General features: G+C 70.6%; 22 protein-coding genes and 1 pseudogene. 13 read left to right on the plus strand and 10 right to left on the minus strand.

Annotated elements, in window-relative coordinates; translation table 11 throughout:
- The first annotated feature begins 181 nt into the window (after window positions 1–181).
- The 5 genes from RLT59_RS21670 to hemB all read left to right on the plus strand — a co-directional run bounded on the left by RLT59_RS21670 (window position 182) and on the right by hemB (window position 6,207).
- Window positions 182–952, plus strand: coding sequence for a redox-sensing transcriptional repressor Rex (locus RLT59_RS21670; RefSeq protein WP_311304921.1), 771 nt, complete (start codon window positions 182–184; stop codon window positions 950–952).
- Window positions 949–2,445, plus strand: a complete 1,497-nt coding sequence (locus tag RLT59_RS21675) for a glutamyl-tRNA reductase (RefSeq protein ID WP_311304922.1) — start codon at window positions 949–951, stop codon at window positions 2,443–2,445. The genes RLT59_RS21670 and RLT59_RS21675 overlap by 4 nt, the downstream gene beginning before the upstream one ends.
- On the plus strand, window positions 2,442–3,428 hold the full coding sequence (hemC, locus tag RLT59_RS21680) for a hydroxymethylbilane synthase (RefSeq protein WP_311304923.1): 987 nt from the start codon (window positions 2,442–2,444) through the stop codon (window positions 3,426–3,428). Before RLT59_RS21675 ends, hemC begins: the two co-directional genes overlap by 4 nt.
- Complete coding sequence (locus RLT59_RS21685; RefSeq protein WP_311304924.1) at window positions 3,425–5,092, plus strand: bifunctional uroporphyrinogen-III C-methyltransferase/uroporphyrinogen-III synthase; 1,668 nt, start codon at window positions 3,425–3,427, stop codon at window positions 5,090–5,092. Before hemC ends, RLT59_RS21685 begins: the two co-directional genes overlap by 4 nt.
- Before the next feature lie 116 nt (window positions 5,093–5,208).
- A complete protein-coding gene (gene hemB / locus RLT59_RS21690) occupies window positions 5,209–6,207 on the plus strand; it encodes a porphobilinogen synthase (protein WP_311304925.1) in 999 nt (332 codons plus the stop codon).
- 24 nt (window positions 6,208–6,231) lie between these two features.
- On the opposite strand, the gene RLT59_RS21695 is transcribed toward hemB, so the two are convergent.
- Window positions 6,232–6,762: a HEAT repeat domain-containing protein gene (locus tag RLT59_RS21695; protein WP_311304926.1), complete on the minus strand. Its 531-nt coding sequence runs from the start codon at window positions 6,760–6,762 to the stop codon at window positions 6,232–6,234.
- Window positions 6,763–6,878: 116 nt separating this feature from the next.
- A complete protein-coding gene (locus RLT59_RS21700) occupies window positions 6,879–7,631 on the minus strand; it encodes a DUF4232 domain-containing protein (protein WP_311304927.1) in 753 nt (250 codons plus the stop codon).
- Between the two features lie 333 nt (window positions 7,632–7,964).
- On the opposite strand from RLT59_RS21700, the gene RLT59_RS21705 reads away from it, so the two are divergent.
- Window positions 7,965–9,359, plus strand: a complete 1,395-nt coding sequence (locus tag RLT59_RS21705) for a helix-turn-helix domain-containing protein (RefSeq protein ID WP_311304928.1) — start codon at window positions 7,965–7,967, stop codon at window positions 9,357–9,359.
- Window positions 9,360–9,518: 159 nt separating this feature from the next.
- Window positions 9,519–10,247 (plus strand): CPBP family intramembrane glutamic endopeptidase, encoded by a 729-nt coding sequence (locus tag RLT59_RS21710; RefSeq protein WP_311304929.1) that lies wholly within the window; start codon window positions 9,519–9,521, stop codon window positions 10,245–10,247.
- On the opposite strand, the gene RLT59_RS21715 is transcribed toward RLT59_RS21710, so the two are convergent.
- From RLT59_RS21715 to RLT59_RS21725, 3 genes are read right to left on the minus strand one after another with little or no spacing between them, the layout of a single operon-like run.
- Window positions 10,213–11,004, minus strand: a complete 792-nt coding sequence (locus RLT59_RS21715; protein ID WP_311304930.1) for a DUF4253 domain-containing protein — start codon at window positions 11,002–11,004, stop codon at window positions 10,213–10,215. The two genes, RLT59_RS21710 and RLT59_RS21715, sit on opposite strands and share 35 nt — an antisense overlap.
- 37 nt (window positions 11,005–11,041) lie before the next feature.
- The gene (locus RLT59_RS21720) at window positions 11,042–11,281 is read right to left on the minus strand and encodes a DUF397 domain-containing protein (protein WP_311304931.1); all 240 of its coding nucleotides are present in this window, start codon (window positions 11,279–11,281) and stop codon (window positions 11,042–11,044) included.
- The gene (locus RLT59_RS21725) at window positions 11,278–11,889 is read right to left on the minus strand and encodes a DUF5753 domain-containing protein (RefSeq protein ID WP_399125843.1); all 612 of its coding nucleotides are present in this window, start codon (window positions 11,887–11,889) and stop codon (window positions 11,278–11,280) included. The genes RLT59_RS21720 and RLT59_RS21725 overlap by 4 nt, the downstream gene beginning before the upstream one ends.
- 2 nt (window positions 11,890–11,891) lie before the next feature.
- On the opposite strand from RLT59_RS21725, the pseudogene RLT59_RS21730 reads away from it, so the two are divergent.
- A pseudogene (locus RLT59_RS21730) lies at window positions 11,892–12,569 on the plus strand (phosphatidylserine/phosphatidylglycerophosphate/cardiolipin synthase family protein); the annotation flags it as partial.
- 17 nt (window positions 12,570–12,586) lie between these two features.
- Here the strand turns inward: RLT59_RS21730 and RLT59_RS21735 are convergent.
- Entirely contained in the window at window positions 12,587–13,009 is a 423-nt protein-coding gene (locus RLT59_RS21735) for an ATP-binding protein (RefSeq protein ID WP_311304932.1), read from the minus strand.
- Between the two features lie 170 nt (window positions 13,010–13,179).
- On the opposite strand from RLT59_RS21735, the gene RLT59_RS21740 reads away from it, so the two are divergent.
- The gene (locus RLT59_RS21740) at window positions 13,180–13,608 is read left to right on the plus strand and encodes a GvpU-like protein (protein ID WP_311304933.1); all 429 of its coding nucleotides are present in this window, start codon (window positions 13,180–13,182) and stop codon (window positions 13,606–13,608) included.
- Between the two features lie 93 nt (window positions 13,609–13,701).
- Here RLT59_RS21740 and argS read toward each other — a convergent pair whose 3' ends face one another.
- Window positions 13,702–15,483 carry an arginine--tRNA ligase gene (gene argS / locus RLT59_RS21745; RefSeq protein WP_311304934.1) on the minus strand — a complete coding sequence of 594 codons (1,782 nt, stop codon included), beginning with the start codon at window positions 15,481–15,483 and terminating at the stop codon, window positions 13,702–13,704.
- A gap of 134 nt (window positions 15,484–15,617) precedes the next feature.
- Here argS and lysS point away from each other — a divergent pair, with 134 nt between their 5' ends.
- On the plus strand, window positions 15,618–17,375 hold the full coding sequence (gene lysS / locus RLT59_RS21750) for a lysine--tRNA ligase (RefSeq protein ID WP_311307810.1): 1,758 nt from the start codon (window positions 15,618–15,620) through the stop codon (window positions 17,373–17,375).
- 65 nt (window positions 17,376–17,440) lie between these two features.
- Here the strand turns inward: lysS and RLT59_RS21755 are convergent, their stop codons facing one another.
- Window positions 17,441–18,385 carry an ACP S-malonyltransferase gene (locus RLT59_RS21755; protein ID WP_311304935.1) on the minus strand — a complete coding sequence of 315 codons (945 nt, stop codon included), beginning with the start codon at window positions 18,383–18,385 and terminating at the stop codon, window positions 17,441–17,443.
- Between the two features lie 337 nt (window positions 18,386–18,722).
- Window positions 18,723–19,772: a UbiA family prenyltransferase gene (locus tag RLT59_RS21760; protein ID WP_311304936.1), complete on the minus strand. Its 1,050-nt coding sequence runs from the start codon at window positions 19,770–19,772 to the stop codon at window positions 18,723–18,725.
- 278 nt (window positions 19,773–20,050) lie between these two features.
- On the opposite strand from RLT59_RS21760, the gene RLT59_RS21765 reads away from it, so the two are divergent.
- The 3 genes from RLT59_RS21765 to RLT59_RS21775 all read left to right on the plus strand — a co-directional run bounded on the left by RLT59_RS21765 (window position 20,051) and on the right by RLT59_RS21775 (window position 22,630).
- The gene (locus tag RLT59_RS21765; RefSeq protein ID WP_311304937.1) at window positions 20,051–20,767 is read left to right on the plus strand and encodes a 4'-phosphopantetheinyl transferase family protein; all 717 of its coding nucleotides are present in this window, start codon (window positions 20,051–20,053) and stop codon (window positions 20,765–20,767) included.
- Window positions 20,768–20,970: 203 nt separating this feature from the next.
- Complete coding sequence (locus RLT59_RS21770; RefSeq protein ID WP_311304938.1) at window positions 20,971–21,972, plus strand: sensor histidine kinase; 1,002 nt, start codon at window positions 20,971–20,973, stop codon at window positions 21,970–21,972.
- A complete protein-coding gene (locus tag RLT59_RS21775) occupies window positions 21,956–22,630 on the plus strand; it encodes a response regulator (RefSeq protein WP_073737121.1) in 675 nt (224 codons plus the stop codon). Before RLT59_RS21770 ends, RLT59_RS21775 begins: the two co-directional genes overlap by 17 nt.
- Before the next feature lie 21 nt (window positions 22,631–22,651).
- On the opposite strand, the gene RLT59_RS21780 is transcribed toward RLT59_RS21775, so the two are convergent.
- The gene (locus RLT59_RS21780; RefSeq protein WP_311304939.1) at window positions 22,652–24,052 is read right to left on the minus strand and encodes a MocR-like pyridoxine biosynthesis transcription factor PdxR; all 1,401 of its coding nucleotides are present in this window, start codon (window positions 24,050–24,052) and stop codon (window positions 22,652–22,654) included.
- Between the last annotated feature and the right edge of the window lie 95 nt (window positions 24,053–24,147).

Consider the following 24,147-nt stretch of genomic DNA (forward strand, 5'->3'; position numbering starts at 1 on the left):
ACGGGCTGATGCGATCGGCGGTTCCTGGATCGCGCGACGAATGCGCGTGACCCCGGTCACTTTGACCGGACAAATCGGACACTATCTTTGTGCACGCGTTCACAAAGACATAGCCTGCATTCGACGGGGCGGCCATGGGACATACGGCCGCCTGCAGCCCCGCTCATCCCGCAGGAGCACCGTGGCAACTGGCCGAAACCACCGACCGGCGACCCGTAGCCGAGGAATTCCCGAGGCCACCGTCGCCCGACTTCCGCTGTATCTCCGTGCGCTGACCGCGCTCTCCGAGCGCTCGGTCCCCACGGTCTCCTCCGAGGAGCTCGCCGCGGCGGCGGGGGTCAACTCCGCCAAGCTGCGCAAGGACTTCAGCTATCTGGGTTCCTACGGGACGCGCGGCGTCGGCTACGACGTCGAGTATCTCGTCTACCAGATCTCCCGCGAACTCGGCCTCACCCAGGACTGGCCGGTCGCCATCGTCGGCATCGGTAACCTCGGCGCCGCCCTCGCCAACTACGGCGGTTTCGCCTCCCGCGGCTTCCGGGTCGCCGCGCTGATCGACGCCGACCCGGCGATGGCCGGAACGCCCGTCGCCGGTATCCCCGTCCAGCACGCGGACGAGCTGGACCGGATCATCAGCGAGAACGGCGTGTCGATCGGTGTGATCACCACCCCGCCCGGCGCGGCGCAGCAGGTCTGCGACCGGCTGGTGGCCGCCGGGGTCACCTCGATCCTGAACTTCGCCCCGACCGTGCTCTCCGTGCCCGACGGCGTGGACGTGCGCAAGGTCGACCTCTCCATCGAGCTCCAGATCCTCGCCTTCCACGAGCAGCGCAAGGCCGGCGAGGACGCCGCCGCGGACGACGGCCCCGACCCGGCCGCGCCGCCGGTACGGGCCACGGCCACCAGCCGGAAGGGACCTGACGGGGACATGCCCGCGGTGATGCCGGCATGAGTCTCCTCGTCGTAGGGCTGAGCCACCGCAGCGCCCCCGTCTCCGTACTGGAACGGGCCTCGCTGGCCGCCGACGCCCAGGTCAAGCTCCTCCAGGACACGCTCGCCGCGGAGCCCGCGACCGAGGCCGCCGTGCTGGCCACCTGCAACCGCATCGAGCTGTACGCCGACGTGGACAAGTTCCACGCGGGCGTGGCCGAGCTGTCCACCCTGCTCGCCCAGCACAGCGGCGTCGGTCTGGACGAGCTCACTCCGTATCTCTATGTGCACTACGAGGACCGGGCCGTCCACCACCTCTTCTCGGTGGCCTGCGGGCTGGACTCGATGGTCGTGGGCGAGGGCCAGATCCTCGGCCAGATCAAGGACGCGCTGGCACTGGGCCAGGAGCTGCACACCGCGGGCCGGCTGCTGAACGACCTCTTCCAGCAGGCCCTGCGGGTCGGAAAGCGCGCCCACAGCGAGACCGGGATCGACCGGGCCGGGCAGTCGCTCGTCACCTTCGGACTGGAACAGCTCGCGGACGGACGCGACTCCGCCGCCTGGGCGAAGGGCAAGCGCGCCCTGGTGATCGGGGCGGGCTCGATGTCCTCGCTGGCCGCCGCGACGCTGGCCCGTACCGGTGTCGCGGAGATCGTCGTCGCCAACCGCACCCGGGCCCGCGCCGACCGGCTGGTGGAGATCCTCAGCCAGGCCGAAAGCCAGGCAGGAGGCACCTCGGTCGCCGCCCACGCGGTGGAGATGGCCTCGGTCTCCGACGAACTGACACGTGCCGATGTCGTCGTCTCCTGCACCGGCGCGACCGGTCTGGTGCTGAGCGCGGAGGCCGTCGCCGGAGCGCTCGGCCTCGACTTCGCCCCGCACGAGGCGCCCGCCGCGCCGGCCGTCGAGCTGGACCAGCACGCCGCGTGGGTGGAGAACGGTTCGGCCACGGCGACCGCGCAGGCGCAGGCCGTCCGCCGGGTCACCGTGCCCGCCCAGTCCACCGGGCCGGTCCGGCTCGCCCTGCTGGACCTCGCGATGCCCCGCGACATCGACGGGGACGCCGCCCGCCTCGACGGTGTGCGCCTCGTCGACATCGAGTCGCTCGCCGAGGCGTCCGCGGACGCCCCGATGGCCGCCGATGTGGACCAGGTGCGCACCATCGTCGCCGACGAGGTCGCCGCCTTCGGTGCCGCCCAGCGCGCCGCCCACATCACTCCCACCGTCGTCGCCCTGCGCACGATGGCCGCCGGAGTGGTCGCGGGCGAGATCGCGCGGCTGGACGGACGCCTCCCCGACCTGGACGAGAAGCAGCGCGCCGAGATCTCGCAGACCGTGCGCCGCGTCGTCGACAAGCTCCTGCACGCGCCCACCGTGCGGGTCAAGCAGCTCGCCAGCGAGCCCGGCGGCGCCGGGTACGCCGACGCACTGCGGGAACTCTTCGACCTCGACCCGCAGACGGTCGCCGCCGTCTCCCGGGCAGACCTGAACGACCCGAATCGAGGGCGGTCATGACCGACAACTCACCCCTGGGCGCGGGGGCCACCGAGCCGCTGCGGCTGGGGACCCGGCGCAGCAAGCTGGCGATGGCGCAGTCCGGCCTGGTGGCCGAGGCCGTCAGCGAGGTGACCGGGCGGGCCGTGGAGCTCGTCGAGATCACCACGTACGGGGACACCTCCAAGGAGCAGCTCTCGCAGATCGGCGGGACCGGCGTGTTCGTCGCCGCGCTGCGCGAGGCGCTGTTCCGCGGTGACGTGGACTTCGCCGTCCACTCGCTGAAGGACCTGCCGACCGCGCAGCCCGAGGGGCTCGTGCTGGCCGCGGTGCCGGAGCGCGAGGACCCGCGTGACGTGCTGGTGGCGCGGGACGGGCTGACCTTCGGGCAGCTGCCGCCCGGTTCCCGGATCGGCACCGGCTCGCCGCGTCGCATGGCGCAGCTCAACGCGTACGCCCGCAGTCACGGCCTCGGCATCGAGACCGTGCCTATCCGCGGCAACGTCGATACGCGTATTGGTTTTGTACGAAGCGGTGAACTGGACGCGGTGGTACTCGCCGCGGCCGGACTCAGCCGTCTCGGCCGGACCGGTGAGGTGACCGATTTCCTGTCGGTCGACACCGTTCTGCCCGCTCCCGGCCAGGGAGCACTGGCGATCGAATGTGCTGCCAGCAGCACTGACCTCGCCGCCGCGCTCGCGGAGCTCGACGACCCGTACACCCGGGCCGCCGTGACTGCCGAGCGTGCCCTGCTCGCCGCCCTGGAGGCCGGCTGCTCCGCACCTGTGGGTGCGCTGGCCGACCTCCTGGCCGACGGTCAGGCTGTCAACGAACTGCGCCTGCGCGGAGTCGTCGGGTCCACCGACGGTTCCTCGCTGGTACAGCTGTCCACCACCGGTCCCGTCCCCACGTCGCACGACGACGCGGCGGCCCTCGGTCGCGAACTCGCGGCCGAGATGCTCGCCAAGGGTGCGGCCGGTCTTATGGGGGAGCGAGCACTTTGAGCCCCACCGGCCCCGCCGCATCCGATTTTCCTGTCCTGTCCGCAGGGCACGTCACCTTCCTCGGCGCCGGTCCCGGCGACCCGGGACTGCTGACTCTGCGCGCCGTCGAGGCGCTTGCGAGCGCGGACGTTCTTGTCGCAGAGCCGGACGTTCTCGACGTCGTCCGCTGCCATGCGCGCGCAGGCGTAAGCACGCCTGAGCTGACGGTTGTTGACGCGCAGTCAACAGCCGTCGGGGTGCCCGTTCTCAGGGACGCGGCCAATCTTGTCATGGAGGCCGCGAAGGGCGGCAGGCGGGTCGTCCGTGCCGTCGCCGGTGACCCCGGCCTGGACGGGAACGCGGGCGGCGAGATGCTGGCCTGCGCCGCCGCCGGGATTCCCTTCGAGGTCGTGCCGGGTGTCGCCAACGTCGTGGGGGTGCCCGCGTACGCCGGGGTGCCGCTGCGCGACGCGCAGGGTGCTGACGTCCGGTTCGTGGACGCCCGTACCGCCTCCGACCGTTGCTGGAGCGAGGTCGGCGCGAGCGATGCCACGTGCGTCATCTCGACGACGCTCGACGCGGTGGCCGCGGCCGCCGGTGAGCTGGTCTCCGCGGGCCGCAAGCCCGACACCCCGCTGACGGTGACGGTCGGCGGTACCACGACCCGGCAGCGCACCTGGACGGCGACGCTGGGCACCATCGCCCAGCTGTTCAAGCAGGCCAAGATCCTTCCCTCGCCGGAAGGGCACCGGCCCGTCATAGCCGTGGTCGGGGAACGCAGCTCCGCCGCCCAGCGCGACCAGCTCGCGTGGTTCGAGTCCAAGCCGATGTTCGGCTGGAAGGTGCTCGTGCCGCGTACGAAGGAGCAGGCGGCGTCGCTCTCCGACCAGTTGCGTTCGTACGGCGCGGTGCCGCACGAGGTCCCGACGATCGCCGTCGAGCCGCCGCGTACGCCCCAGCAGATGGAGCGCGCGGTCAAGGGCCTGGTCACGGGCCGCTACGAGTGGATCGCGTTCACCAGCGTCAACGCCGTGAAGGCGGTCCGGGAGAAGTTCGAGGAGTACGGGCTCGACGCCCGTGCCTTCGCCGGGATCAAGGTCGCGGCCGTCGGTGAGCAGACCGCCGCCGCGCTCGTCGACTTCGGTGTGAAGCCGGACCTGGTGCCCTCGGGTGAGCAGTCCGCCGCCGGGCTGCTGGAGGACTGGCCGCCGTACGACCCGGTCTTCGACCCGATCGACCGGGTGTTCCTGCCGCGCGCCGACATCGCCACCGAGACGCTGGTGGCCGGTCTCATCGAGCTGGGCTGGGAGGTCGACGACGTCACCGCGTACCGCACGGTCCGCGCCTCGCCGCCGCCCGCCGACACCCGTGAGGCCATCAAGGGCGGCGGGTTCGACGCGGTGCTCTTCACCTCGTCCTCGACGGTGCGCAACCTGGTCGGCATCGCCGGCAAGCCGCACAACGTCACCGTCATCGCGTGCATCGGCCCGGCCACGGCGAAGACCGCCGAGGAGCACGGCCTGCGCGTGGACGTGCTGTCCCCGGAGCCCTCGGTGCACAAGCTGGCCGAGGCCCTCGCCGCCTTCGGCGCGCAGCGCCGGGACGCGGCGAAGGAGGCCGGTGACCCGGTGACGCGGCCGAGCGAGCGGCGTCCGGGCGCGCGGCGCCGTCGTACGACGACCTGACCGTCCGGCGTGCTGTGTGCGGGGCCCGGCTGCTTCTCCTGGAGGCGGCCGGGCCCCTCGCTTTCCCAACACCGGTGTCGGTAAGAGCGTGATGTGTACGGGTCTAATCTCGAAGGATGACTGTGTACGGAAACTTCCCCGGCTCCCGCCCCCGGCGGCTGCGGACGACCCCCGTGATGCGGCGGATGGTCGCCGAGACACGGCTCGACCCGGCGAACCTGATCCTGCCCGCGTTCGTACGTGAGGGCGTCGACGCCCCCGTCGACATCTCGGCCATGCCCGGCGTGCGGCAGCACACCCTGGACACCCTGCGGAAGGCCGCGGTCGACGCGGTCTCGGCGGGCGTCTCCGGGATCATGCTGTTCGGTGTGCCGCTGGACGAGAAGAAGGACGCCCGGGGCACGGCGGGCACCGACCCCGACGGCATCCTCCAGCTCGGTCTGCGCGCGGTCCGCGAGGAGGTCGGTGACGATCTCGTCGTCATGTCCGACCTCTGTCTGGACGAGACCACCGACCACGGCCACTGCGGGGTGCTGACCGAGGACGGCCGGGTCGACAACGACGCGACGCTGGAGCGGTACGCCGAGATGGCCCAGGTCCAGGCCGACGCGGGCGCCCATGTGGTGGGCCCCAGCGGCATGATGGACGGCCAGGTCGGTGTCATCCGCGACGCGCTGGACCAGACCGGCCACGAGGACGTGTCGATCCTCGCGTACACCGTGAAGTACTCCTCCGCGTTCTACGGCCCGTTCCGCGAGGCCGTCGGCTCCTCGCTCCGGGGCGACCGCAAGACGTACCAGCAGGACCCGGCCAACGCCCGTGAGTCGATACGCGAGCTGGCGCTCGACCTGGCCGAGGGCGCGGACATGGTCATGGTCAAGCCGGCCGGACCGTACCTGGACATCCTGGCCAAGGTCGCGGAGTCGGTGGACGTGCCCGTCGCCGCGTACCAGATCAGTGGCGAGTACTCGATGATCGAGGCCGCCGCCGAGAAGGGCTGGATCGACCGGGACGCGGCGATCATGGAGAGCCTGACCGGAATCCGGCGCGCGGGCGCGCAGATGATCCTGACGTACTGGGCGACGGAGGTCGCGCAGAAGCTGCGGCGCGCCTGAGCCCGAGGGTGCGGTTACGGGTGCTCAGAGCGCCGGTTCGGCGCCCCGGGCCGTGAGGATGCGTGCGGCCTCCCGGCCCAGTGTGCGGTCGCCGGCCAGCCGGTGCAGCACCTCGGCCCGGTCCTCGCTCGGGCCCGCGTGGCTGAGGGCGGCCAGGGCGTTGTCCCGGACGAGCTGGTCCTCGTCGGTGAGGACGGCTGCCGCCATCGCCTCGTGGACCGCCGGGTCGTCGGCGTAGGGGCCGAGCGCCATGGCCGCGTACTGCCGCACCAGGTCCTCGTCGGGCCCGCGCATCACGGCGAGGAGGGCGCGGGCGGCCCGCTGCCGGTGGGCGTTGTCCGTGGGCGGCCAGCGCCGCAGGGCGGTCGCGGCCTCGATCCTGGCGAGCTCGTACTCCTCGGTGTCCTCGGTCGCCGAGGCGGGGAACGTCAGGGCCGCCGGGTGGTCGAGCCGGTCCGCGAGTATCCCGCCTATGCCCGCGACGAGTTCGCGTCTGCGGTCGCTCTCGGGGGGCTGTGCGCGGAACTGGTCGATGAGGCTCTGTGTCCGGTCCATTGTGTGTGGCTTCCCGTTTGACGGCGGCGCACTCCCGGCCCGGCCGTCGACGGGGACGGGCGGGCCGGGAGTGCGGGGCGGACGGGGGCTGAGTGACGGGGTCTCAGCGTCGGGGCTCAGTAGGTGAGGGCGTCGGACATCTCGGCCTGCCAGTAGGTGACGAAGCCGTTGTCGTCCCAGACGGTGTCGGCCGGAAGGTTCAGCTGGGCCGGGCTGCCGACGGAGCCCACGTTGCTGCGGCCGGAGAAGTTGACCTGGAGGTGGGTGGCCTTGCGCGGGGCGGGGCCGGCGCCGGGCTCGCCGGTCAGGCCGATGGAGGCGTAGGCGGACTCGCCCGGGTTGAGCGTCACGACGGCCTGCGGCTTGCTGTCCTCAAGGATCGGGAAGACGGCCTGCGCGTCGTCGAAGCGGAGCTTGGGCGAGTAGTAGGCGTTGCAGGCGGTGCTGCCCGTGTTGGTCACGGTGAGCAGCAGGTGGTTGATGGGGCGGGTCACCTTGCTGACGCGGGTCTTGGTGTTGCCGCCGGTGCAGGCGTCCGACGTGACCTTGGAGCTGCTGCCCGCCGCGTCCGCGGAGCCGGTGGAGCCCGTGTCGGTCTTCCCTGCCTTGGCGGCGTCCGCATCGGGGTTCGACGTGCCGTTCGACGTGCCGCCCGTCTTGTCGTCGGCGTCGGCGTCGGTGCCGTCCTTCTGCGACGCGGCGTCCGGGGACTGGGACTGCTTCGCGCTGCTGTTCGCCGCCGGGACGGACGCTGCCGACTTGCCGTTGTCGCTCGTGCCGTCGTTGTCACCGCCGCAAGCGGTGAGCGAGAGGGCGGCCAGGAGGGCGGTGGCGGCGATGACAGTGGTGCGGATGCGGTTGCTGCGCATGGTGGTGCTCCCCGTGAAGTAAAGGTGCTGGATCAGCGGAATCGGATCGGTGCTGGTGGGTCAGTGCCCGTGGATGAGGATCATGACGACCGTGCCTGCCACGATCACCACCCCGATGGCCAGGACATCGACGAGCTCGATACGGAAGAGGGTTCGCATTGCTCGTCCCCCGTGGTCGCTGCGGTGTGGTCTCAGATTGCGGGGTGGCGGATTCCGGCCGCAACACCTGCCGATCCATTGGGGATGCTGGAACGCCTGCGCGTACTGTGACCTGGGCAGGTTCCACGTCCCTGGAACGGTGTTCCGGGACGAACCAGGAGGGGGAACGCTGCAGTGGCGACGCCGGAGGCCGAGGATTTCGCGGCCCTGCTCAAGGAACTGAAGGACCGTTCGGGACGTAGTTACGGGGTGCTCGCCGCGAAACTGCACGTCAGCACGTCGACGCTCCATCGGTACTGCAACGGGGACGCCGTCCCCAACGAGTACGGGTCCGTGGAGCGCCTGGCCCGGCTGTGCGGGGCGACGGCGGACGAACTCGTGGAGCTGCACCGGCGGTGGATCGTCGCGGAGGCGGCGCGGCGACGCGGAAAGCGGGAGAACGGGTCGGCTCCGGCTGCCGCGTCTGCGCCTGTTCCGGCGCCCGTTCCGGCTTCGGCTGCCGAGGACGAGCCCGAGCCGGATGCGGATCAGGCAGCTGAACCCGTGCCCGGACCCGCGCCCGTTCCGCCGGCCTCCGAGCTGGAACGTGAGCAACTGGCGGCCGTTCCCGGAGCCTCGGGCAACCGGTGGCGGCGTGCGTCCGCCCGTACGCGGGTGCTGCTCGCGGTGGCGGCCGTTGTCGCGCTCACCGTGCCCACCGCAGTCGTCGCCAATCAGCTCTCCGGTTCGAGCGAGGACGCCGCCGTGGGCGCCGCTCCCGGCGCGACGGGTCACGGGGGCGACGACAAGAAGGCGGACACCGTGTCCGGCGCCTCGGAGAGCGCCTCCACATCACCCAGCCCGTCGCGGAAGCCGAGCCCTTCCGCGACCACCGGGTCCGCGAGCCCGTCCACAGCCCCGTCGAAGTCCGCCTCGCCCCCGGCGGGGAGCGAGCCGAAGACCGCCACCGGCCGGCCGCCGGCCGTCACCATCAGCTCGTACAACTGGGAAGAGCCCTGCGGGCAGTACTACCTGCTGGACGAGCCCGCCGCCAACGTGCCGCCACCGCCCGTGCCGCAGGACACCCGTGGCTGGGCCCGCGCGCTGGGCGGGGTGGACGGCGGCCGGATGAGGCTCGAACTCACCGTGCAGGGCACCTCGGAGCAGGCGGTCGTCCTGAAGCACCTGAACGTGCGGGTGCTGAACCGCAGCGCGCCCCTGAAGCGGTCCGCGTTCTCGATGGGCGAGGGCTGTGGGAGCGGGATCGAGCCGCAGTCCTTCGATGTCGGCCTGGACAACAGCCGTCCCACGCTCACCCCCGTGCCGGGGCTGCAGGCCGGCAAGAAGGTCCCGGCGAAGGACTTCCCGTTCCGCGTCTCCTCCAACGACGTGGAGGTCTTCGACCTGGACGCGCACGTCGAGGGCCACGACGTCACCTGGTACCTGGAGCTGGAGTGGAGCAGCGGCGGCCAGACGGGCACCCTGCGCATCGACGACGGCGGCCAGCCGTTCCGTACGAGCAGCATCGCGGGACGGCCGGAGTACCTCTACAACAGGCAGAGCTCCAAGTGGGAGGCCGCCGCCTCCTGACGCGGTGCGGGTGACCCGGCCCGCTGAGCCTCCGGACGCCGGTGCGACGATGCGAGGATGCGGCAATGCGAGTGCCGCTGACAGTGAGGGTGGGCCGGTGGACGCAGCCGAGGCGGAGAAGCGGGCCGGGCGCAGGTTCACCCGTGGTTCCTGGTGGCGGTGCTCGTCTACCTGGGGATCATCCAGGGACTCGGACAGCTGATCGGTGTGGACACCTCGTCCTCCGACAGCCGCTTCCCGACCACCGAGTCGCTCGTCCGCAACGCGCTGATCCCGATCGGTGCCTCAATCGTGTTCGTGGCCGCGCTGGTGACCTGGCTCGGCTGGTGGCGCGAGGTGCTGCGCTACCGCGCGCCCGTGCGGCGGTGGGTGCGCCGGGTGCCGGTCTCCATGCTGCTCGCCACCCTTGTCGCCATGAACTACGGCCACCTCGGGGACCGGAGCGGCTCCCTGGTCGTATGCCTGCTGCTGCTCGGACTGTTCGTCGGTGTGGGCGAGGAGCTGATGTTCCGGGGCGTCGGCGTCCGCGTGTTCAAGCGCGCCGGGTTCAGCGAGGGCAAGGTCGCCCTCTGGTCGTCCGTGATCTTCGGCCTGGCCCATGTCAGCAACGCCATCGGCCAGGGCGCCCAGGCGATCATCCAGGCCCTGGTCGTCTGCACCTCGGGCTTCTTCTTCTACCTGTGCCTGCGCGTGGGCGGCGTGATCCTGCTGCCGATGCTCGTCCACGGGCTGTGGGACACCAGCCTGTTCTCCAGCATGATCGGCGCCGAGCCCGTCGTGTACCCCGGCGCCGTCCTCATCATCGTGCTCCAGGTGGCCCTGATCGTCGTACTCGTCCGACGGCGGCGCGTCATCAATCCCACCAGAACGCCCACGTCTCCTGCTTGAGCAGCGCCTTCTCCGCGTATGCCTGGAGGGTGTTGAGCGTCGACTGCTGGATGTTGTCCGGGCAGAACGCGAAGTGCTCGGCCGCCAGTGCCTCGGCCTCTGCGGGTGTGGTCGGCGGGCGGCTCACGGAGACGACCATCGTGTCGAAGCCGAGCACCACGACCCGGGCGCCGAAGCGGTCCTCCCAGGAGCGCAGTACCGCGCAGAGCCGGGCCACGTCGTTCTCGTGGTTGAGCGGTCCCGACCAGCCGATCGCCGCCGGTATGTCCGCGCTGCGCCGTGCGGGCACCAGGCCCGCCCGCATTCCGGCCGGTGAGAAGCCCATCCCGGTCAGCTGGTCCGCGATCTCGGCCGCCAGTCCGTCCGGGGTGTCGGGGCCCGCCTCGGCCGGCACGGGAGCCAGGCCCGGCCAGTCGGCCGGTGCGTCGTTCAGCTCGTCCTCTGCGTAGGCCTCCCACGCCTCGCTCAGCACGTGCTCGGCGTCGTGATCCCCGGCGTACGTCGTCCGCGCCGGGGCGAGGTCCCAGTGCTCGGGCCACTGGGTGCGCATCCCGCCGTCGATCAGTACCGGCAGCAGCCCGACGGGCCGCCCCGCCGCACGGATCGCGGCCCACGATCCGGGGGACGCGGGCTCGTCCCCGTACCAGAGCAGGGGTTCGGTCCACGTGCCGTCGACCGTGTCGTCCACGAGTCTGCCGGGCGGGAGTTCAAGCCCGGCAGCGGCCGGGGAGCGCAGAGGATTCGGAAGCGTTGCCATGCCGAAACCCTAGGCGCCCCCACTGACAGTCGACCCGTCAGTTGCCTACGTGCCCGGTGAATGCGGCCCAGGCGGTGGGCGTGACGCTGGGCGCGGGGCCCTCGGGGTTCTTGGAGTCGCGGACGTGCACGGCAAGGGGATGTGCGGCTACCTCGACGCAGGCTCCGCCCTGTTCGCTGCTGTAGCTGGACTTCTGCCAGTCATAGGCGACTTCGAGGCACGCGCCGCCCTCGCTGCCGCTGTAGCTGGACTTGAACCACGTACGTGCCGTGCTCATAACTCTCCTAGCAGCCGGTCCAGCAGGTCCTTGGTTTCGTCGACGTTGAGGGCCTGCGTCCGCGGCATCGCATATTTCTGCGCCAGGATGCTGACCTCGTCGGGGTCTGCGACGATCTGGCTTCCGCGCTGCGTTTCCGTGTATGCGAGGTGCTGGTAGTCCGGTGTTTCGAGCAGGATGAACGGGCCGTCGAGAGCTGCATGCGTTTGCTGTCCGAGTGGCATGACCTGAATGGTGATGCCGGGCAGTTGAGCGACCTCTGCGAGGTGTCGCAGGGTCTCCGCGTACACCTCGTCACCGCCCAGGCGGTCGCGGAGGACGGCTTCGGAGATGATGAAGCTTGTAGTGGGAGGGTTCTTCCGGTGCAGGATCTCCTGCCGCTCGATGCGAGCCGCCACCTGTGCCGGCTCGATGCGAGCCGCCACCTGTGCCTCGATCTCGTCCTCGGGCATGACGGGGACCTTGCTGCGGAACACCGCCCGCGCATAGTTCTCCGTCTGGAGCAGCCCAGGCAGTACCTGGTTCTCGAACCACGAAAGCGCCAGCGCCGTCCGTTCCAGATCCATGTACTGCTCGGCCCACGCCGGGATCAGGTCGACCTCCGGCATGTACCCACGTACAGGTGCGCGGACCGGCCGTGGACGGACTGGCGGCGGCGTTCGCGCAGAACTGGGCCGAGTGCCACGACGAACTGTTCGACGACCGTGACCGGTTCCTGGGGACGCGGCAGCAGGGGGAGGCGGTCGTCCAGGTCGTGCGCGGTTCGGCCGGCTTCGGCTGGCAGGACATGCAGACGCTGCTCCGCGTCGTACTGGAGTCCGCCGAGGAGCGGGTGCGGCTCACCACGGCCTACTTCGCGCCCGACGCGTACTTCGTGGAGCTGCTCTGCGCCGCCGCGCGGCGCGGGGTGGCGGTGGAGATCCTGCTGCCGGGGCCGCACACCGACAAGCGGGTCTGCCAGCTGGCCGGACAGCTCCACTACGAGGACCTCACCGCCTGCGGGGTGAAGATCTTCCAGTACCAGCCGACGATGATCCACACCAAGGCCATCACCGTCGACCGCGTCGCGTCGCTGATCGGCTCGACCAACTTCAACCGGCGCTCGCTGGACCACGACGAGGAAGTGATGCTCGCGGTGATGGACCGCGCGTTCACCGCGACGCTCGACGGCCACTTCGACCAGGACCTGGAGTCGAGCGTCCTGATCAAGGGCGGCCGGTGGAAGGGGCGGTCGGTCGTGCAGCGGATCCGGGAGGCGTCGGTCGTGCCGTTCCGCCGCTTCCTGTAGAGCCGTTCGCGAACCGGTCAGCGGGCCAGCGTCGCCAGGATGGTCTTTCCCTGGTCTCCGTGGCGGTGGACGGTGACGCTGCTGGACAGCCGGAGGACCATCGGCCAGCCGAATCCGCCTGCCTGGCCGGTCAGGTCCGGGACGCGGCACTGCGGATGGGTGGGGCTGGGGTCCACGACCCGTACGTGCAGCGCCCTGTGATCGGCCCCGAACGAGAGGGCGGTGACGCCTCCGGCGTACCGGATCGCGTTCGTCACCAGCTCCGAGACGAGCAGCACCAGGTTCTGGACGGCACGGGCGGACGGCGCCGGGCTCAGCCGTGCGACGAAGGCGGCGGCGGCCTCGCGGGCTTCTGCGGCGCGCAGCGGCGGGGGCGCGGGTTCCGAGCGGACTTCCTCGGCCTCGACGGAGAATTCGGGCGCGATGGCTTGGTCGGTCATGTGGATTCACCCCTGAGGAAAAGGCGCGTGGCCGGTTCTTGCTGCGTGTACCCGGGCTGTTTCCATATATCCGAGATTGGTCCGTACGGGTGGCCGGCCGTTCCGAGGCGTGCGACGGTCTTCTCGGGGCAGGGGAGCGGGACCAGACAGTGCTGCGAAGGGACAAACCCATGAACGAGTCCGTCGAGCTCGCACCGGACTCGACCGCGGTGATCACCGAGGCGGTGCCCGATCTCCAGCTCCAGCTGCTGATCCAGCTCCTCGACCGGGAGACCCGCTCCGGTCTGCCGCTCACGCTGACCATCCCGGCCGGTGTGCTGCACGGTGACGTGATCGGGCACGAGGCCTGGAAGGCCGAGTGGTCCAGGAGCCTGCGGCAGGTGGAGGGCGAGGGCGCCAACCTCATCGCGGCGTTCCCCGAGACGGTGGACCAGGGAATCCAGGAGCTCCGCGGCGGCGAGGACAGCCAGCAGCTGCCCCGGTGGATCCATCTGCGTGACGCCACGCTCGTCTTCGGCGGTACGGCTCCGCTGCGGCTGCCGCTGTGGCGCGGGCGGCTGTCCGACGTGTCCGGGTGGGCGCTGGGGCGGCCCGAGTAGTGCGCACGACGAGTACAGCGCGACGGGGCGGGGTCCGGCACAGCGTGTGTGCCGGACCCCGCCCCGTCGCAGTGACGCGGTCGGGCCGATCGCTCAGAGTCGCTCGGGGGTCCTGATGCCGAGCAGCGCCATGCCCCGGTGCAGGGTGCGGGCGGTGATGTCGCAGAGGAACAGTCGGTTCTCGACGACCTCGGCCGGGTTGTCCTTGCTCAGGACGTGGCACTGGTCGTAGAACGTCGTGTAGAGCGAGGCCAGCTGGTAGAGGTACGCGGCCAGCTTGTGCGGCTCGTAGCCCGCCGCCACCTCGGACAGCACCTCACCGAACTGGTCCAGGTGCAGGCCGAGCGCACGCTCGGCCGGGGCCAGCTCCAGCTCCGGGTGCGCGACCGGCTTCGCCTCACCGGCGTTGCGCAGGATCGACCGGATACGCGCGTACGCGTACTGGAGGTAGACCGACGTGTCGCCGTGCAGCGCCACCATCTGGTCCAGGTCGAACTTGTAGTCCCGTACGGCGGAGGTCGACAGGTCGGCGTACTTCACGGCGCCGATGCCGACGTACCGGCCGTTCTCGACGATCTCCTCCTCGGACAGGCCCACCTTCTCGGCCTTCTCCCGGACCACGGCCGTCGCCCGCTCGACCGCCTCGTCGAGGAGGTCCTCCAGCTTGACCGTGACACCCTCACGGGTCTTGAACGGCTTGCCGTCCTTGCCGAGCACCGTGCCGAAGGCGAGCTGGTGCGCCTTCACGTCCTCGTTCAGCCAGCCCGCCCTGCGGGCCGTCTCGAAGACCATCTTGAAGTGCAGGGACTGCCGCACGTCCACCACGTACAGCAGGGCGTCCGCCTTGAGGTTCCGGACCCGGTCGCGGATCGCGGAGAGGTCGGTCGCCGCGTAGCCGTAGCCGCCGTTCGTCTTCTTGACGATCAGCGGGGTCGGGTTGCCGTCCGGGCCCTTCACGTCGTCGAAGAAGACGCAGAGCGCACCCTCGGAGCGGACGGCGACGCCCGTCTCCTCCAGGATTCGGCAGGTCTCCTCCAGCATGTCGTTGTAGCCGGACTCGCCGACGATGTCGGGGTCGGCGATCTCCATGTCGAGCTTGTCGAAGACCGAGTAGAAGTAGATCTTCGACTCGTCGACGAACCGCTGCCACATGGCGAGCGTCTCCGGCTCACCGGCCTGGAGCGCGACCACCCGGTCCCGCGAGCGCGCCTTGAACTCCTCGTCGGAGTCGAAGAGCGCCCGGGAGGCCTTGTAGAGCCGGTTCAGGGACGACATGGCGGCTTCGCCGTCGGCCTGTCCCGACTCGTCGTCCTTGTGGTCCAGCTCGTGCGGGTGCTCGATCAGGTACTGGATGAGCATGCCGAACTGGGTGCCCCAGTCACCGATGTGGTGGCGCCGGACCACGGACTCGCCGGTGAACTCCAGGATCTTGACCATCGCGTCACCGATCACGGCGGACCGCAGGTGACCGACGTGCATCTCCTTGGCCACGTTCGGCTGGGCGTAGTCGATGACGGTGGTGCCCGCGGCGCTGTTGTACGGGACGCCGAGCCGGTCCTCGCCGTCCGCCGCACGGGCGGCGAGGGTCTCGGTGATCGCCTTGTCGGAGAGCGTGATGTTCAGGAAGCCGGGTCCGGAGACCTCGATGTCCTTGATCAGCTCGCTCGCCGGGAGGGCGGCCGTGACCTGGGCGGCCAGCTCGCGCGGGTTGCCCTTGAGCTTCTTGGCGAGGGCCAGGATGCCGTTGGCCTGGAAGTCGGCCCGGTCGCTTCGGCGCAGCAGCGGGTCCGCGGTCCCGGCATCCGGCAGGGCTGCCGTCAGGGCGTCCGCCAGCTGCTGCTGGAGCGTGGAAGCGAGGGAATGGACCGAGGCCATGGGATGGCTGCCGTTTCCGTAGGAGTACAAGGGATGACGTCAAGTATCCCACGGTGTGTAAAGCCGTTTTCGCGCTGTGGGTGGTACCTGGGAGAATGGCCCCTGCCCCTATGAGTCCTACAAGAGAGAAGGACGTGCCGACCGTGGCTCAGAGTCAGAGCAGCACCGAGACCGACTGGGTCTCCCGCTTCGCGGACGAGGTCATCGCCGAATCGGAGCGTCGTGCGCCTGGCAAACCGGTCGTCGTCGCCTCCGGCCTCTCCCCGTCGGGCCCGATCCACCTGGGCAACCTCCGCGAGGTCATGACCCCGCACCTGGTCGCCGACGAGATCCGCCGCCGCGGGTACACCGTCCGGCACCTGATCTCCTGGGACGACTACGACCGGTACCGCAAGGTGCCGAACGGCGTCCCGGGGATCGACGAGTCGTGGGCCGAGCACATCGGCAAGCCGCTGACCTCGGTGCCCGCCCCGGCCGGTTCCGCGTATCCGAACTGGGCCGAGCACTTCAAGGCCGCCATGCTGGCGTCGCTGGACGAGCTGGGCGTCGAGTACGACGGGATCAGCCAGACGGAGCAGTATCTGGCGGGGACGTACCGCGAGCAGATCCTGCACGCGATGCGGCACCGCGCCGACATCGACGCCGTCCTGGACCGCTACCGCACCAAGAAGGACGGGGCGGCGGGCGGCAAGGGCAAGAAGCCGCAGCAGAAGAAGGCCGACGAGGCCGAGCTGGAGGCCGAGGCGGGCTCCGGCGCCGCGAGCGAGGACGACGGCAGCGGCGGCTCGGCCGGCTACTTCCCGTACAAGCCCTACTGCGGCAACTGCGAGAAGGACCTGACCACGGTCACCTCGTACGACGACGAGAGCACAGAGCTGAACTACACCTGCTCGGCCTGCGGCTTCGCGGAGACGGTCCGGCTGAAGGAGTTCAACCGGGGCAAGCTGGTCTGGAAGGTCGACTGGCCGATGCGCTGGGCGTTCGAGGGCGTGATCTTCGAGCCGAGCGGCGTCGACCACTCCTCGCCCGGTTCCTCGTTCGTCGTCGGCGGCCAGATCGTCCGCGAGATCTTCGGCGGGGTGCAGCCGATCGGACCGATGTACGCGTTCGTCGGGATCTCCGGCATGGCGAAGATGTCCTCCTCCAAGGGCGGTGTGCCGACCCCGGCCGACGCGCTGAAGATCATGGAGGCGCCGCTGCTGCGCTGGCTTTACGCGCGCCGCAGGCCCAACCAGTCCTTCAAGATCGCCTTCGACCAGGAGATCCAGCGGCTGTACGACGAGTGGGACTCGCTGGAGCGCAAGGTCGCCGACGGCTCCGTGCTGCCGGCCGACGCCGCGGCGCACGCCCGCGCGATCGGGACGGCTGCCGGTGAGCTGCCGCGCACCCCGCACCCGCTGCCGTACCGCACCCTCGCCTCGGTCGCGGACATCACCGCCGGGGCCGAGGACCAGACGCTGCGCATCCTCAGCGAGCTGGACCCCTCGTCCCCGCTGACCTCGCTGGACGAGGCCAGGCCCCGGCTGGACCGGGCGGAGAACTGGATCACCACCCAGGTCCCGGCCGAGGCCCGCACCATCGTCCGGGACCAGCCGGACAAGGAGCTGCTCGGCTCGCTCGACGAAGAGGGCCGCGCCTCGCTGCGGCTGCTGCTGGACGGGCTCGACTCGCACTGGTCGCTGGACGGGCTGACCACGCTCGTCTACGGCGTGCCGAAGACGCTGGCCGGGCTTGAGCCCGACGCCAAGCCGACGCCCGAGCTGAAGGTCGCGCAGCGGTCGTTCTTCGCGCTGCTGTACCGGCTGCTCGTCAGCCGGGACACCGGGCCGCGCCTGCCCACGCTGCTGCTCGCGGTCGGGGCGGACCGGGTGCGGGGGCTGCTCGGCGGCTGACCGGACGACGGTGCGAAGGGCCGCCGGGGTCTCCGGCGGCCCTTCGCGTCGTCACCCCGTTGTTCTCAGACGGCCGGGGCGGTGGCCAGGGACGTCCTCGGGTCCGAGAACGTGTCGCGCGGTACCCGAGGGACGGTGGCCTTGGCCAGGCCCGTCAGGGTGCGGCCCGGACCGATCTCCATGAGGCGGTCGCAGGCCAGCTCGGCGGTGAGCGTGTGGAGCGTGTCCGACCAGCGGACCGGTGCCGTGAGCTGGCGGCGCAGCAGCTCCGCCCAGTGCGGCCCGCCCCGGTGGGCGCGGGCGTCCACGTTGGCGACGACCGCGGAGTGGCCGGGCATGAAGCGGGCCGTGGCCAGGGCCGCCGTGAAGGGCTCGACCGCCCCGGCCATCAGCGGGGTGTGGAAGGCACCGTCGACCGTCAGCGCCACCACCTTCACCGCCCCGGCCCGCTGCGCCGCCTGTGAGCAGCGCTCCACGTCGGCCGTCCGGCCCGCGATGACCGTCTGCTGCGGGGAGTTGAGGTTGGCCAGCCACACCTGCCCGCCCGTCGCGTGGATCTCGTCGACGACCTCCTGGACCCGGTCGGTGTCCAGGCCGAGGACCGCGGCCATCGTGCCCTCGGTACGTTCGCAGGCCGCCCGCATCGCGTCACCGCGCGCCATGATCAGCCGCACCGCGTCCTGCGGGTCCAGGATCCCGGCGGCGACGAGCGCGGAGTACTCGCCCAGGCTGTGTCCGGCGCAGGCGCCGGGGAAGGTGGCCAGCGGGTGCTGGCGGCGCAGTTCCGTCATGGCGACCAGCGCCAGGGTGAAGGTGGTCAGCTGGGCGTTGTCGGTACGCCGCAGCGTCGCCGTGTCGGCGTCCAGCAGCAGGGTCCCGATGTCCCGGCCCGCGGCCTCGGAGACCTCCGCCACCACCGACCAGCCGGGGGTGTGGGTCCAGGGCAGGCCCATACCGGGACGCTGGGCTCCCTGGCCGGGGAATGTGAGTGCCAGTCGGGTGCTCGTCATCGTCTTCCGTCTCCTTCCTGCGGCCGGGGCGTGGTGCTGACACACGGTGAGGAGCGCGTTCCGCTCCACCGTTACGCGAGTATTTCTCCGCCGGAGTCAGCGACACTTTCATTCCCGGAGTCCGCGGTCCGGACCACATTTTTGCGATCCGTTGCTTTCTCCGGTGATGAAATCACCTCAACCACCCGGTACAGCAGGTACGTTGCACTTGAGTGGTGGGTGAATGTGCCTTTGGAACGGGGGCGGTGTTCCTTTGTGTTTCCAGGGTGGGTACGGGCGTTGAGCCGAATGGCCGGGGCGGCCGCGAAGAGCCTCTGCCCGGCGGAGACCGTGCCGGTCAGACGAGGACCTGGGCGAGCAGCGCCAGATGCGCGCAGTGCTGCGTGACCATGAAGTAGCGGTACGGGCGCCGCCGTTGGTGGCGGCTGTCGGTGGCGCGGCCCGCGAGCGTCACGACCGACAGCGCGAGCCCGCCCACCAGGACCACGCACGCGGTCGGCAGCTGCTCCGGGGCCCAGCACAGCGCTCCGGCGGTGAAGCCCCCGCCCACGGTGCAGGCGCCCAGCGCGACCAGGACGCGGGTGCGGCGTTCGCCCAGCGCGACCGCCCATGTCCGGCGGCCCGCCGCCGCGTCGCCCGCGATGTCGGAGAAGTCCTTTGCCACCGCCCCGACCAGCGCCATCCACAGGGACATGGCGAGGGCCGTCAGGAGCAGCGCCGGGGACTGGGGCTGGACGCCGAGGGTGAGCGGACCGGCGGCGTAGGTGAGCAGCCCGGACACGAACACCACGCCCATCACGGACGGTGTCCGGTTCTTCCAGGCGGTGCGCGGCGAGGAGTAGGCGTGCCCGAGGAGCAGCATGGCCGTGCACAGCACCAGCGTGCCGAGGCCGGCGGCCGCGGCGGACAGCAGTGCGGCGGCGGCCGAGCAGCGTGCCACGTTCAGCGCGGTGCTGCGGGACAGCCGGCCGCTGGCTATCGGCCGGGCCGAGCCGTTGACCCGGTCCTCCCGGTAGTCCATGCACCCGTTGTAGAGGTACGTGTAGAAGACGGCGCCGAACCACGCGACGGAGCCGAATACCGCCTGGAGTACGGAGCGGCCGCTGATCTCCGGGACGGACGCGATCGCCAGGGCCGTGCCGGCGAGATAGCGGAGCTGAAATGCCGCCAGGACGGCGGGGCGCGATTCTTCTATGCAGAGCCGAAGAATCCGGGAAGTCCGAGCGATCCGACTGGGTCGGGTAATTCGAGGAGTCTGAGGAGTTCGAGGAATTCCGTGCTTCGGGCCGCTGGGTGCAGTCACAGGCAGTGGCCGTATCGTCGCCGTAGGCATGTCCAGGAGCCTAGGCATTAGCGGTCCGCCCTGACTGTTCCGCAAATGAGCCATGGCTACCACTAAAGAGGCACGCAAGACCGGTTGGTCGGATTCCGAATAATCCCAGGTCCCGCACCCCGCGCCCGGTGTCCCGTTCGTCCCGACCGTTCTTCCCGGCCGGGAGGCGGCTGCGCCCTTCTGGTACGCCGGACCACCGCCGAAGTGGACCCCCCGCCCGCCCCGCCCCGGCGCTTCGCTGGTGAGCAGGCGGGCGCCGTCCTTTCCGGCACCCCGCTTCCCGTAACGGGCCGTTGGCAGCCCTGGTCCATTTCCGACCCCGGGAAGCCGTCATGCATATCCCTGCGCCCCTGTCCCTGAGTCCGGCTCGCGCGGTTCTCGCGCCGGACGAGATCCATGTCTGGTCCGTCTCCCTGGACCGGGTCCCGCCCGATGGCGCGGACGCGGTCCTCGACCTGGCCGAACGCGCCCGTGCGGCGCGGATCCGGCACCCCGTGGCGCGGTCGCGCTACCGCCGCGCGCATCTCGCGCTGCGCGCCGTGCTCGCGGGATATCTCGGCGTCCCTCCGGATCTGCCGCGCTTCACCCGGCGCTGCCCGGAGCCGGAGGTGTGCGGTGACTGCGGCCGCGGCCGGCCGGTGCTCGTGGACGGGGCCTGGCCGGACCTCGGGTTCAGCCTGTCGCACTCCGGGGCGGCCGCCCTGGTGGGTGTGACGGGGCCGCCGGGTCCGGTCGGGGTGGACGTCGAGCGGGTCCGCCCGGTGTTCGACTGGCGGCGGGTGCCGGAGGTGGGAAAAAAAGACCGGATAAACGGATTCCGAATGTGGACGGCAATCGAAGCGGTGGGCAAAGCCGCCGGAACCGGACTTCGGACCCCGGTCTCCGTCGGTGATCCGGGAACGGACGGGCTGCGCCGCGCGCACCGTTCGGGCGATCCGGTCGAGTGGTACGTACACCCTGTGGACTGCCCGGACGGATACGTCGGATCCGTCGCCACCGCGATGCCCGGGGCCGAAGTAAGCGCATTCTCATGGCCGCCGGAAGACTGAGTCCGGTATGTGGGACGGGAGGAGCCGTGTTGACATTCCGTAACCGTACGATGATGATCCGAGGGTCGGTTTCTGGTGAGGGTGGGGGCTCTTTAATGACGCATTCAGGTTTTATTGAATCCGACACAGCCGAACAACTTCTGGCTCGGACTCCGGAATTACTGTCCGACTACCGGAGCCGGCTCGAAGAGATCAAAAGCCCCTTGGTCGCGAGTGACGGCGCCTGGCATACGTGCGCGCTGCAGGCCGAGCGGATCATCCGGGACTGCGCGGACAGCCTGCAGCACGGCCGGGCCGACGTGCGGGACACGCTGATCCAGCAGGTCGCGGGGCTGGGGGTGCAGCGCGCCACACAGGGCATCGACGCCGTGCACTCCATCCGGGCCGGGCTGCTCCTCTTCGACATCGTCTTCGACGCGCTCGGCAAGGCCATGGTGAACTCGCCCTCCGCGTTCGACGGGTTCCAGGCCGGGGTGCGCACCCTGCAACGGGGCATCGGCAGGCGGCTGGAGGCCGGCGCGCTGGGGCACGACACCTACCTGCTGAACACCGTGCGCGAGGTCAACGCCGCCACCCAGCGGCAGCTCGCCCGCGAGATCCACGACCACCTGGGCAACCACGTCAGCCTGGCCCTGCGTCGCATCGAGCTGCACGAGCTGACCTGGGAGTCCAGACCGGAGGAGGTCGTCGCCCGGATCGGCTCCGTCAAGGACACCCTCACCGAATCGCTCGGGATCATCCGCGACCTGGTCACCCAGCTGCGCCGGGCCGACCGCGAGGGCACGTTGGAGTCCGCGTTCACCGCGTTCCTGGAGTCGATGGAGATCACCCCCTCCAAGGTGCGCATCCAGGTCAACGGCAGCGAGGAGTGGGCCCCGCAGGACGTGCTCGACGAGGTGTTCCTCGTGGTGCGGGAGTGCCTGCGCAACTCACTGGCCCACGCGGAGGCCGAGCACGTGCTCGCCGCGATCGACATCGCCCCGTACAAACTGCAGGCCCTCATCGAGGACGACGGCCGCGGGTTCGACGTCTCGGCGGTCGCCATGGCGGGCAAGGCCAACGGCATCGCCTCCGCCACCGAACGGGTCGAACTCCTGGGCGGGACAATCCTGTTCACCAGCGCTCCCGATGCCGTCGGCACCCGGGTCACGATCACGATCCCCCTGATGGACCTCCCAGGTGATTCCGTTGAACGCGCGACCTGAACTGATCCGCATCCTCGCGGCCGACGACCACACCCTGCTGCGCACCGCGCTGGCCGAACTGCTCAATGCGGAGGACGACCTCCAGGTCGTGGCGGAGGCGAGCAGCGGACGGGGCCTCGTCGAGCTGGTGGAGCGCCACCAGCCGCACGTGGTGCTGCTCGACGTGGAGATGCCGGACCACCACCCCAGGGCGGCCGTACGCGGGCTCCTGGAGCGTTTTCCGAGCCTGCGCATCATCATCCTGACGATGTATGACGACCAGCCGCTCGTGCACGAACTGCTGCAGCTGGGCGCCCGGGGCTATCTGCACAAGAGCGTGTCGCGCGCGGCGCTGCTCAGCGCGGTGCGCAACGCGGCGCGGGAGGACGACCAGATCACCATCCTGGTGCCGCGCTCCGGCTACACCTCGGGCGGATACCAGACCCAGGAGCAGGACGCCGGGCCGGTCTCGCCGCGCGAGCGCGAGGTGCTGACGTGCGTCGCGGAGGCCATGAGCAACCGGCAGATCGCGGCCCGGCTCGGCATCACAGAAGGCACCGTGAAGCGTCATCTGCGCAACATCTTCGACAAGTTGGAAGCCGTCTCGCGCATCGACGCGGTGAACAAGGCGCTGGCCCAGAAGCTGATCGCCGCCCCGCGCGGCCGGTCGATGCGCTGAGGTCCCGTCGTTCAGCCGCGTTCAGCCGCGCGCGGCCTCGCGGTAGGAGGCGCCGATCGCCTCGATGGCGTCCGAGATGCCCGTCAGGGGCAGTGAGCCGTACCCCAGGAGCAGCCCCGGCGCGCCGGGCATCCCGCTGAACCGGAACTGCCGGCCGCTGCGGACCAGGACCGAGCGGCGCTGGGCGCCGTGCACCACGGCCGCCTCGTCGGTGCCTGGGGGCAGTACGGCGTAGCTGTGCAGTCCGGCCGCGCAGCCGATGAGCCGGGCCTCCGGCAGCGACTCGTGGACGGCCGCCGCCAGCGCCTCGCGGCGGGAGCGGTAGCGGGAGCGGACCCGGCGCAGGTGCCGGTCCAGCAGCCCGCTGCGCATCAGCTCGGCGAAGGCCAGCTGGGTGAGGGTGTCGGAGCCCTGGTCCTGGCGGGAGCGGACCCGTTCCATCAGCGGGTACAGCTTCGGGGGTATCGCCAGCCAGCCCAGCCGCAGCCCCGGCACCAGCACCTTGCTGGTGGTGCCCGCGTAGACCACCCGCTCCGGGTCGCCCTCCTGGAGCGCGGTGGGCCTCGCGCCCCGGTCGAACCAGAACTCGCCGTCGTAGTCGTCCTCGATGATCCAGCCGTCCCGTGCCCGCGCCCAGGCCAGCAGCTGCTGCCGGCGCTCCGGCGACATCATCACCCCGGTCGGGAACTGGTGCGCGGGGGTGACCAGGACCGCGCGGGCGCCCGAGCGCTCCAGCGCCTCGACGATCAGGCCCTCCTCGTCCACCGGCACCCCCACCGGGGTGATCCCGGTGTCCAGGATGAACCGGCGCTGCCCGTTGTGCCCCGGCTCCTCGATGGCCAGTTCATGGATGCCGAGCCGCTGGAAGGAGTCGGCCAGCAGCGCGAGGCCCTGGGCGAAGCCCGCGGTGACCATCACCTGCCCCGGCTCCGCGTGTACCGAGCGCACCCGGCCCAGATAGGCGGAGAGTTCATTGCGCAACTCCGCGATCCCGGCGACCGGCGGGTAGTCCATCCCTTCCCGGCCGACATTCTGCAGCACCTTCGTATAGGAGTTGAGCCACTCCTGACGCGGGAAATTCGACAGGTTCGCGATGCCTACCCGCAGGTCCCAGCGGGCACTTGTCGCCGGACGGGAATCCAGCAGCGAGGTGTCACCGACGCTCTCGGGCAGTTTCCGCGCGACGAGGGTGCCCGAGCCGCGGACCGCGTCGAGGTATCCCTCGGCGATCAGCTGCTCATAGGCCTCGACCACCACGCTGCGCGAAAGGCCCAGGTCCAGGGCGAGTTGACGGCTCGAAGGCAGCCGTGATCCGGGGTGCAGAACCCGGTCCTCGACCCGGCTCTTGATGGCGTTCTGCAGTTGCGCGGTGAGCGGTACAGCCGAGTCTCGGTCCACTTGGACCGACAGGTACCAGGCCATCTGGTCTGCTCCGTCTCCCCCGCAGTGGTCTGGGTGGTCCCCCCGGCCCACTGGCCTAATTGATCACGCCAACGGCCTTTATTTATAGCACTCAG

Origin of the sequence: Streptomyces sp. ITFR-6 (assembly GCF_031844725.1) — a bacterium.
Taxonomy (GTDB): Bacteria; Actinomycetota; Actinomycetes; order Streptomycetales; family Streptomycetaceae; genus Streptomyces.

Excerpts from the sequence above, each read along its gene's own strand:
- RLT59_RS21780 (WP_311304939.1), bottom strand. The coding sequence starts at position 24,052 with ATGGCCTGGTACCTGTCGGTCCAAGTGGACCGAGACTCGGCTGTACCG.
- RLT59_RS21720 (WP_311304931.1), bottom strand. The coding sequence starts at position 11,281 with ATGAGCACGGCACGTACGTGGTTCAAGTCCAGCTACAGCGGCAGCGAG.
- RLT59_RS21760 (WP_311304936.1), bottom strand. The coding sequence starts at position 19,772 with ATGGCTCATTTGCGGAACAGTCAGGGCGGACCGCTAATGCCTAGGCTC.
- RLT59_RS21700 (WP_311304927.1), bottom strand. The coding sequence starts at position 7,631 with ATGCGCAGCAACCGCATCCGCACCACTGTCATCGCCGCCACCGCCCTC.
- RLT59_RS21755 (WP_311304935.1), bottom strand. The coding sequence starts at position 18,385 with ATGACGAGCACCCGACTGGCACTCACATTCCCCGGCCAGGGAGCCCAG.
- RLT59_RS21675 (WP_311304922.1), top strand. The coding sequence starts at position 949 with ATGAGTCTCCTCGTCGTAGGGCTGAGCCACCGCAGCGCCCCCGTCTCC.
- RLT59_RS21740 (WP_311304933.1), top strand. The coding sequence starts at position 13,180 with ATGAACGAGTCCGTCGAGCTCGCACCGGACTCGACCGCGGTGATCACC.
- RLT59_RS21735 (WP_311304932.1), bottom strand. The coding sequence starts at position 13,009 with ATGACCGACCAAGCCATCGCGCCCGAATTCTCCGTCGAGGCCGAGGAA.
- RLT59_RS21715 (WP_311304930.1), bottom strand. The coding sequence starts at position 11,004 with ATGGCAACGCTTCCGAATCCTCTGCGCTCCCCGGCCGCTGCCGGGCTT.
- RLT59_RS21695 (WP_311304926.1), bottom strand. The coding sequence starts at position 6,762 with ATGGACCGGACACAGAGCCTCATCGACCAGTTCCGCGCACAGCCCCCC.
- RLT59_RS21725 (WP_399125843.1), bottom strand. The coding sequence starts at position 11,889 with ATGCCGGAGGTCGACCTGATCCCGGCGTGGGCCGAGCAGTACATGGAT.
- hemC (WP_311304923.1), top strand. The coding sequence starts at position 2,442 with ATGACCGACAACTCACCCCTGGGCGCGGGGGCCACCGAGCCGCTGCGG.
- RLT59_RS21765 (WP_311304937.1), top strand. The coding sequence starts at position 20,051 with ATGCATATCCCTGCGCCCCTGTCCCTGAGTCCGGCTCGCGCGGTTCTC.
- hemB (WP_311304925.1), top strand. The coding sequence starts at position 5,209 with ATGACTGTGTACGGAAACTTCCCCGGCTCCCGCCCCCGGCGGCTGCGG.
- argS (WP_311304934.1), bottom strand. The coding sequence starts at position 15,483 with ATGGCCTCGGTCCATTCCCTCGCTTCCACGCTCCAGCAGCAGCTGGCG.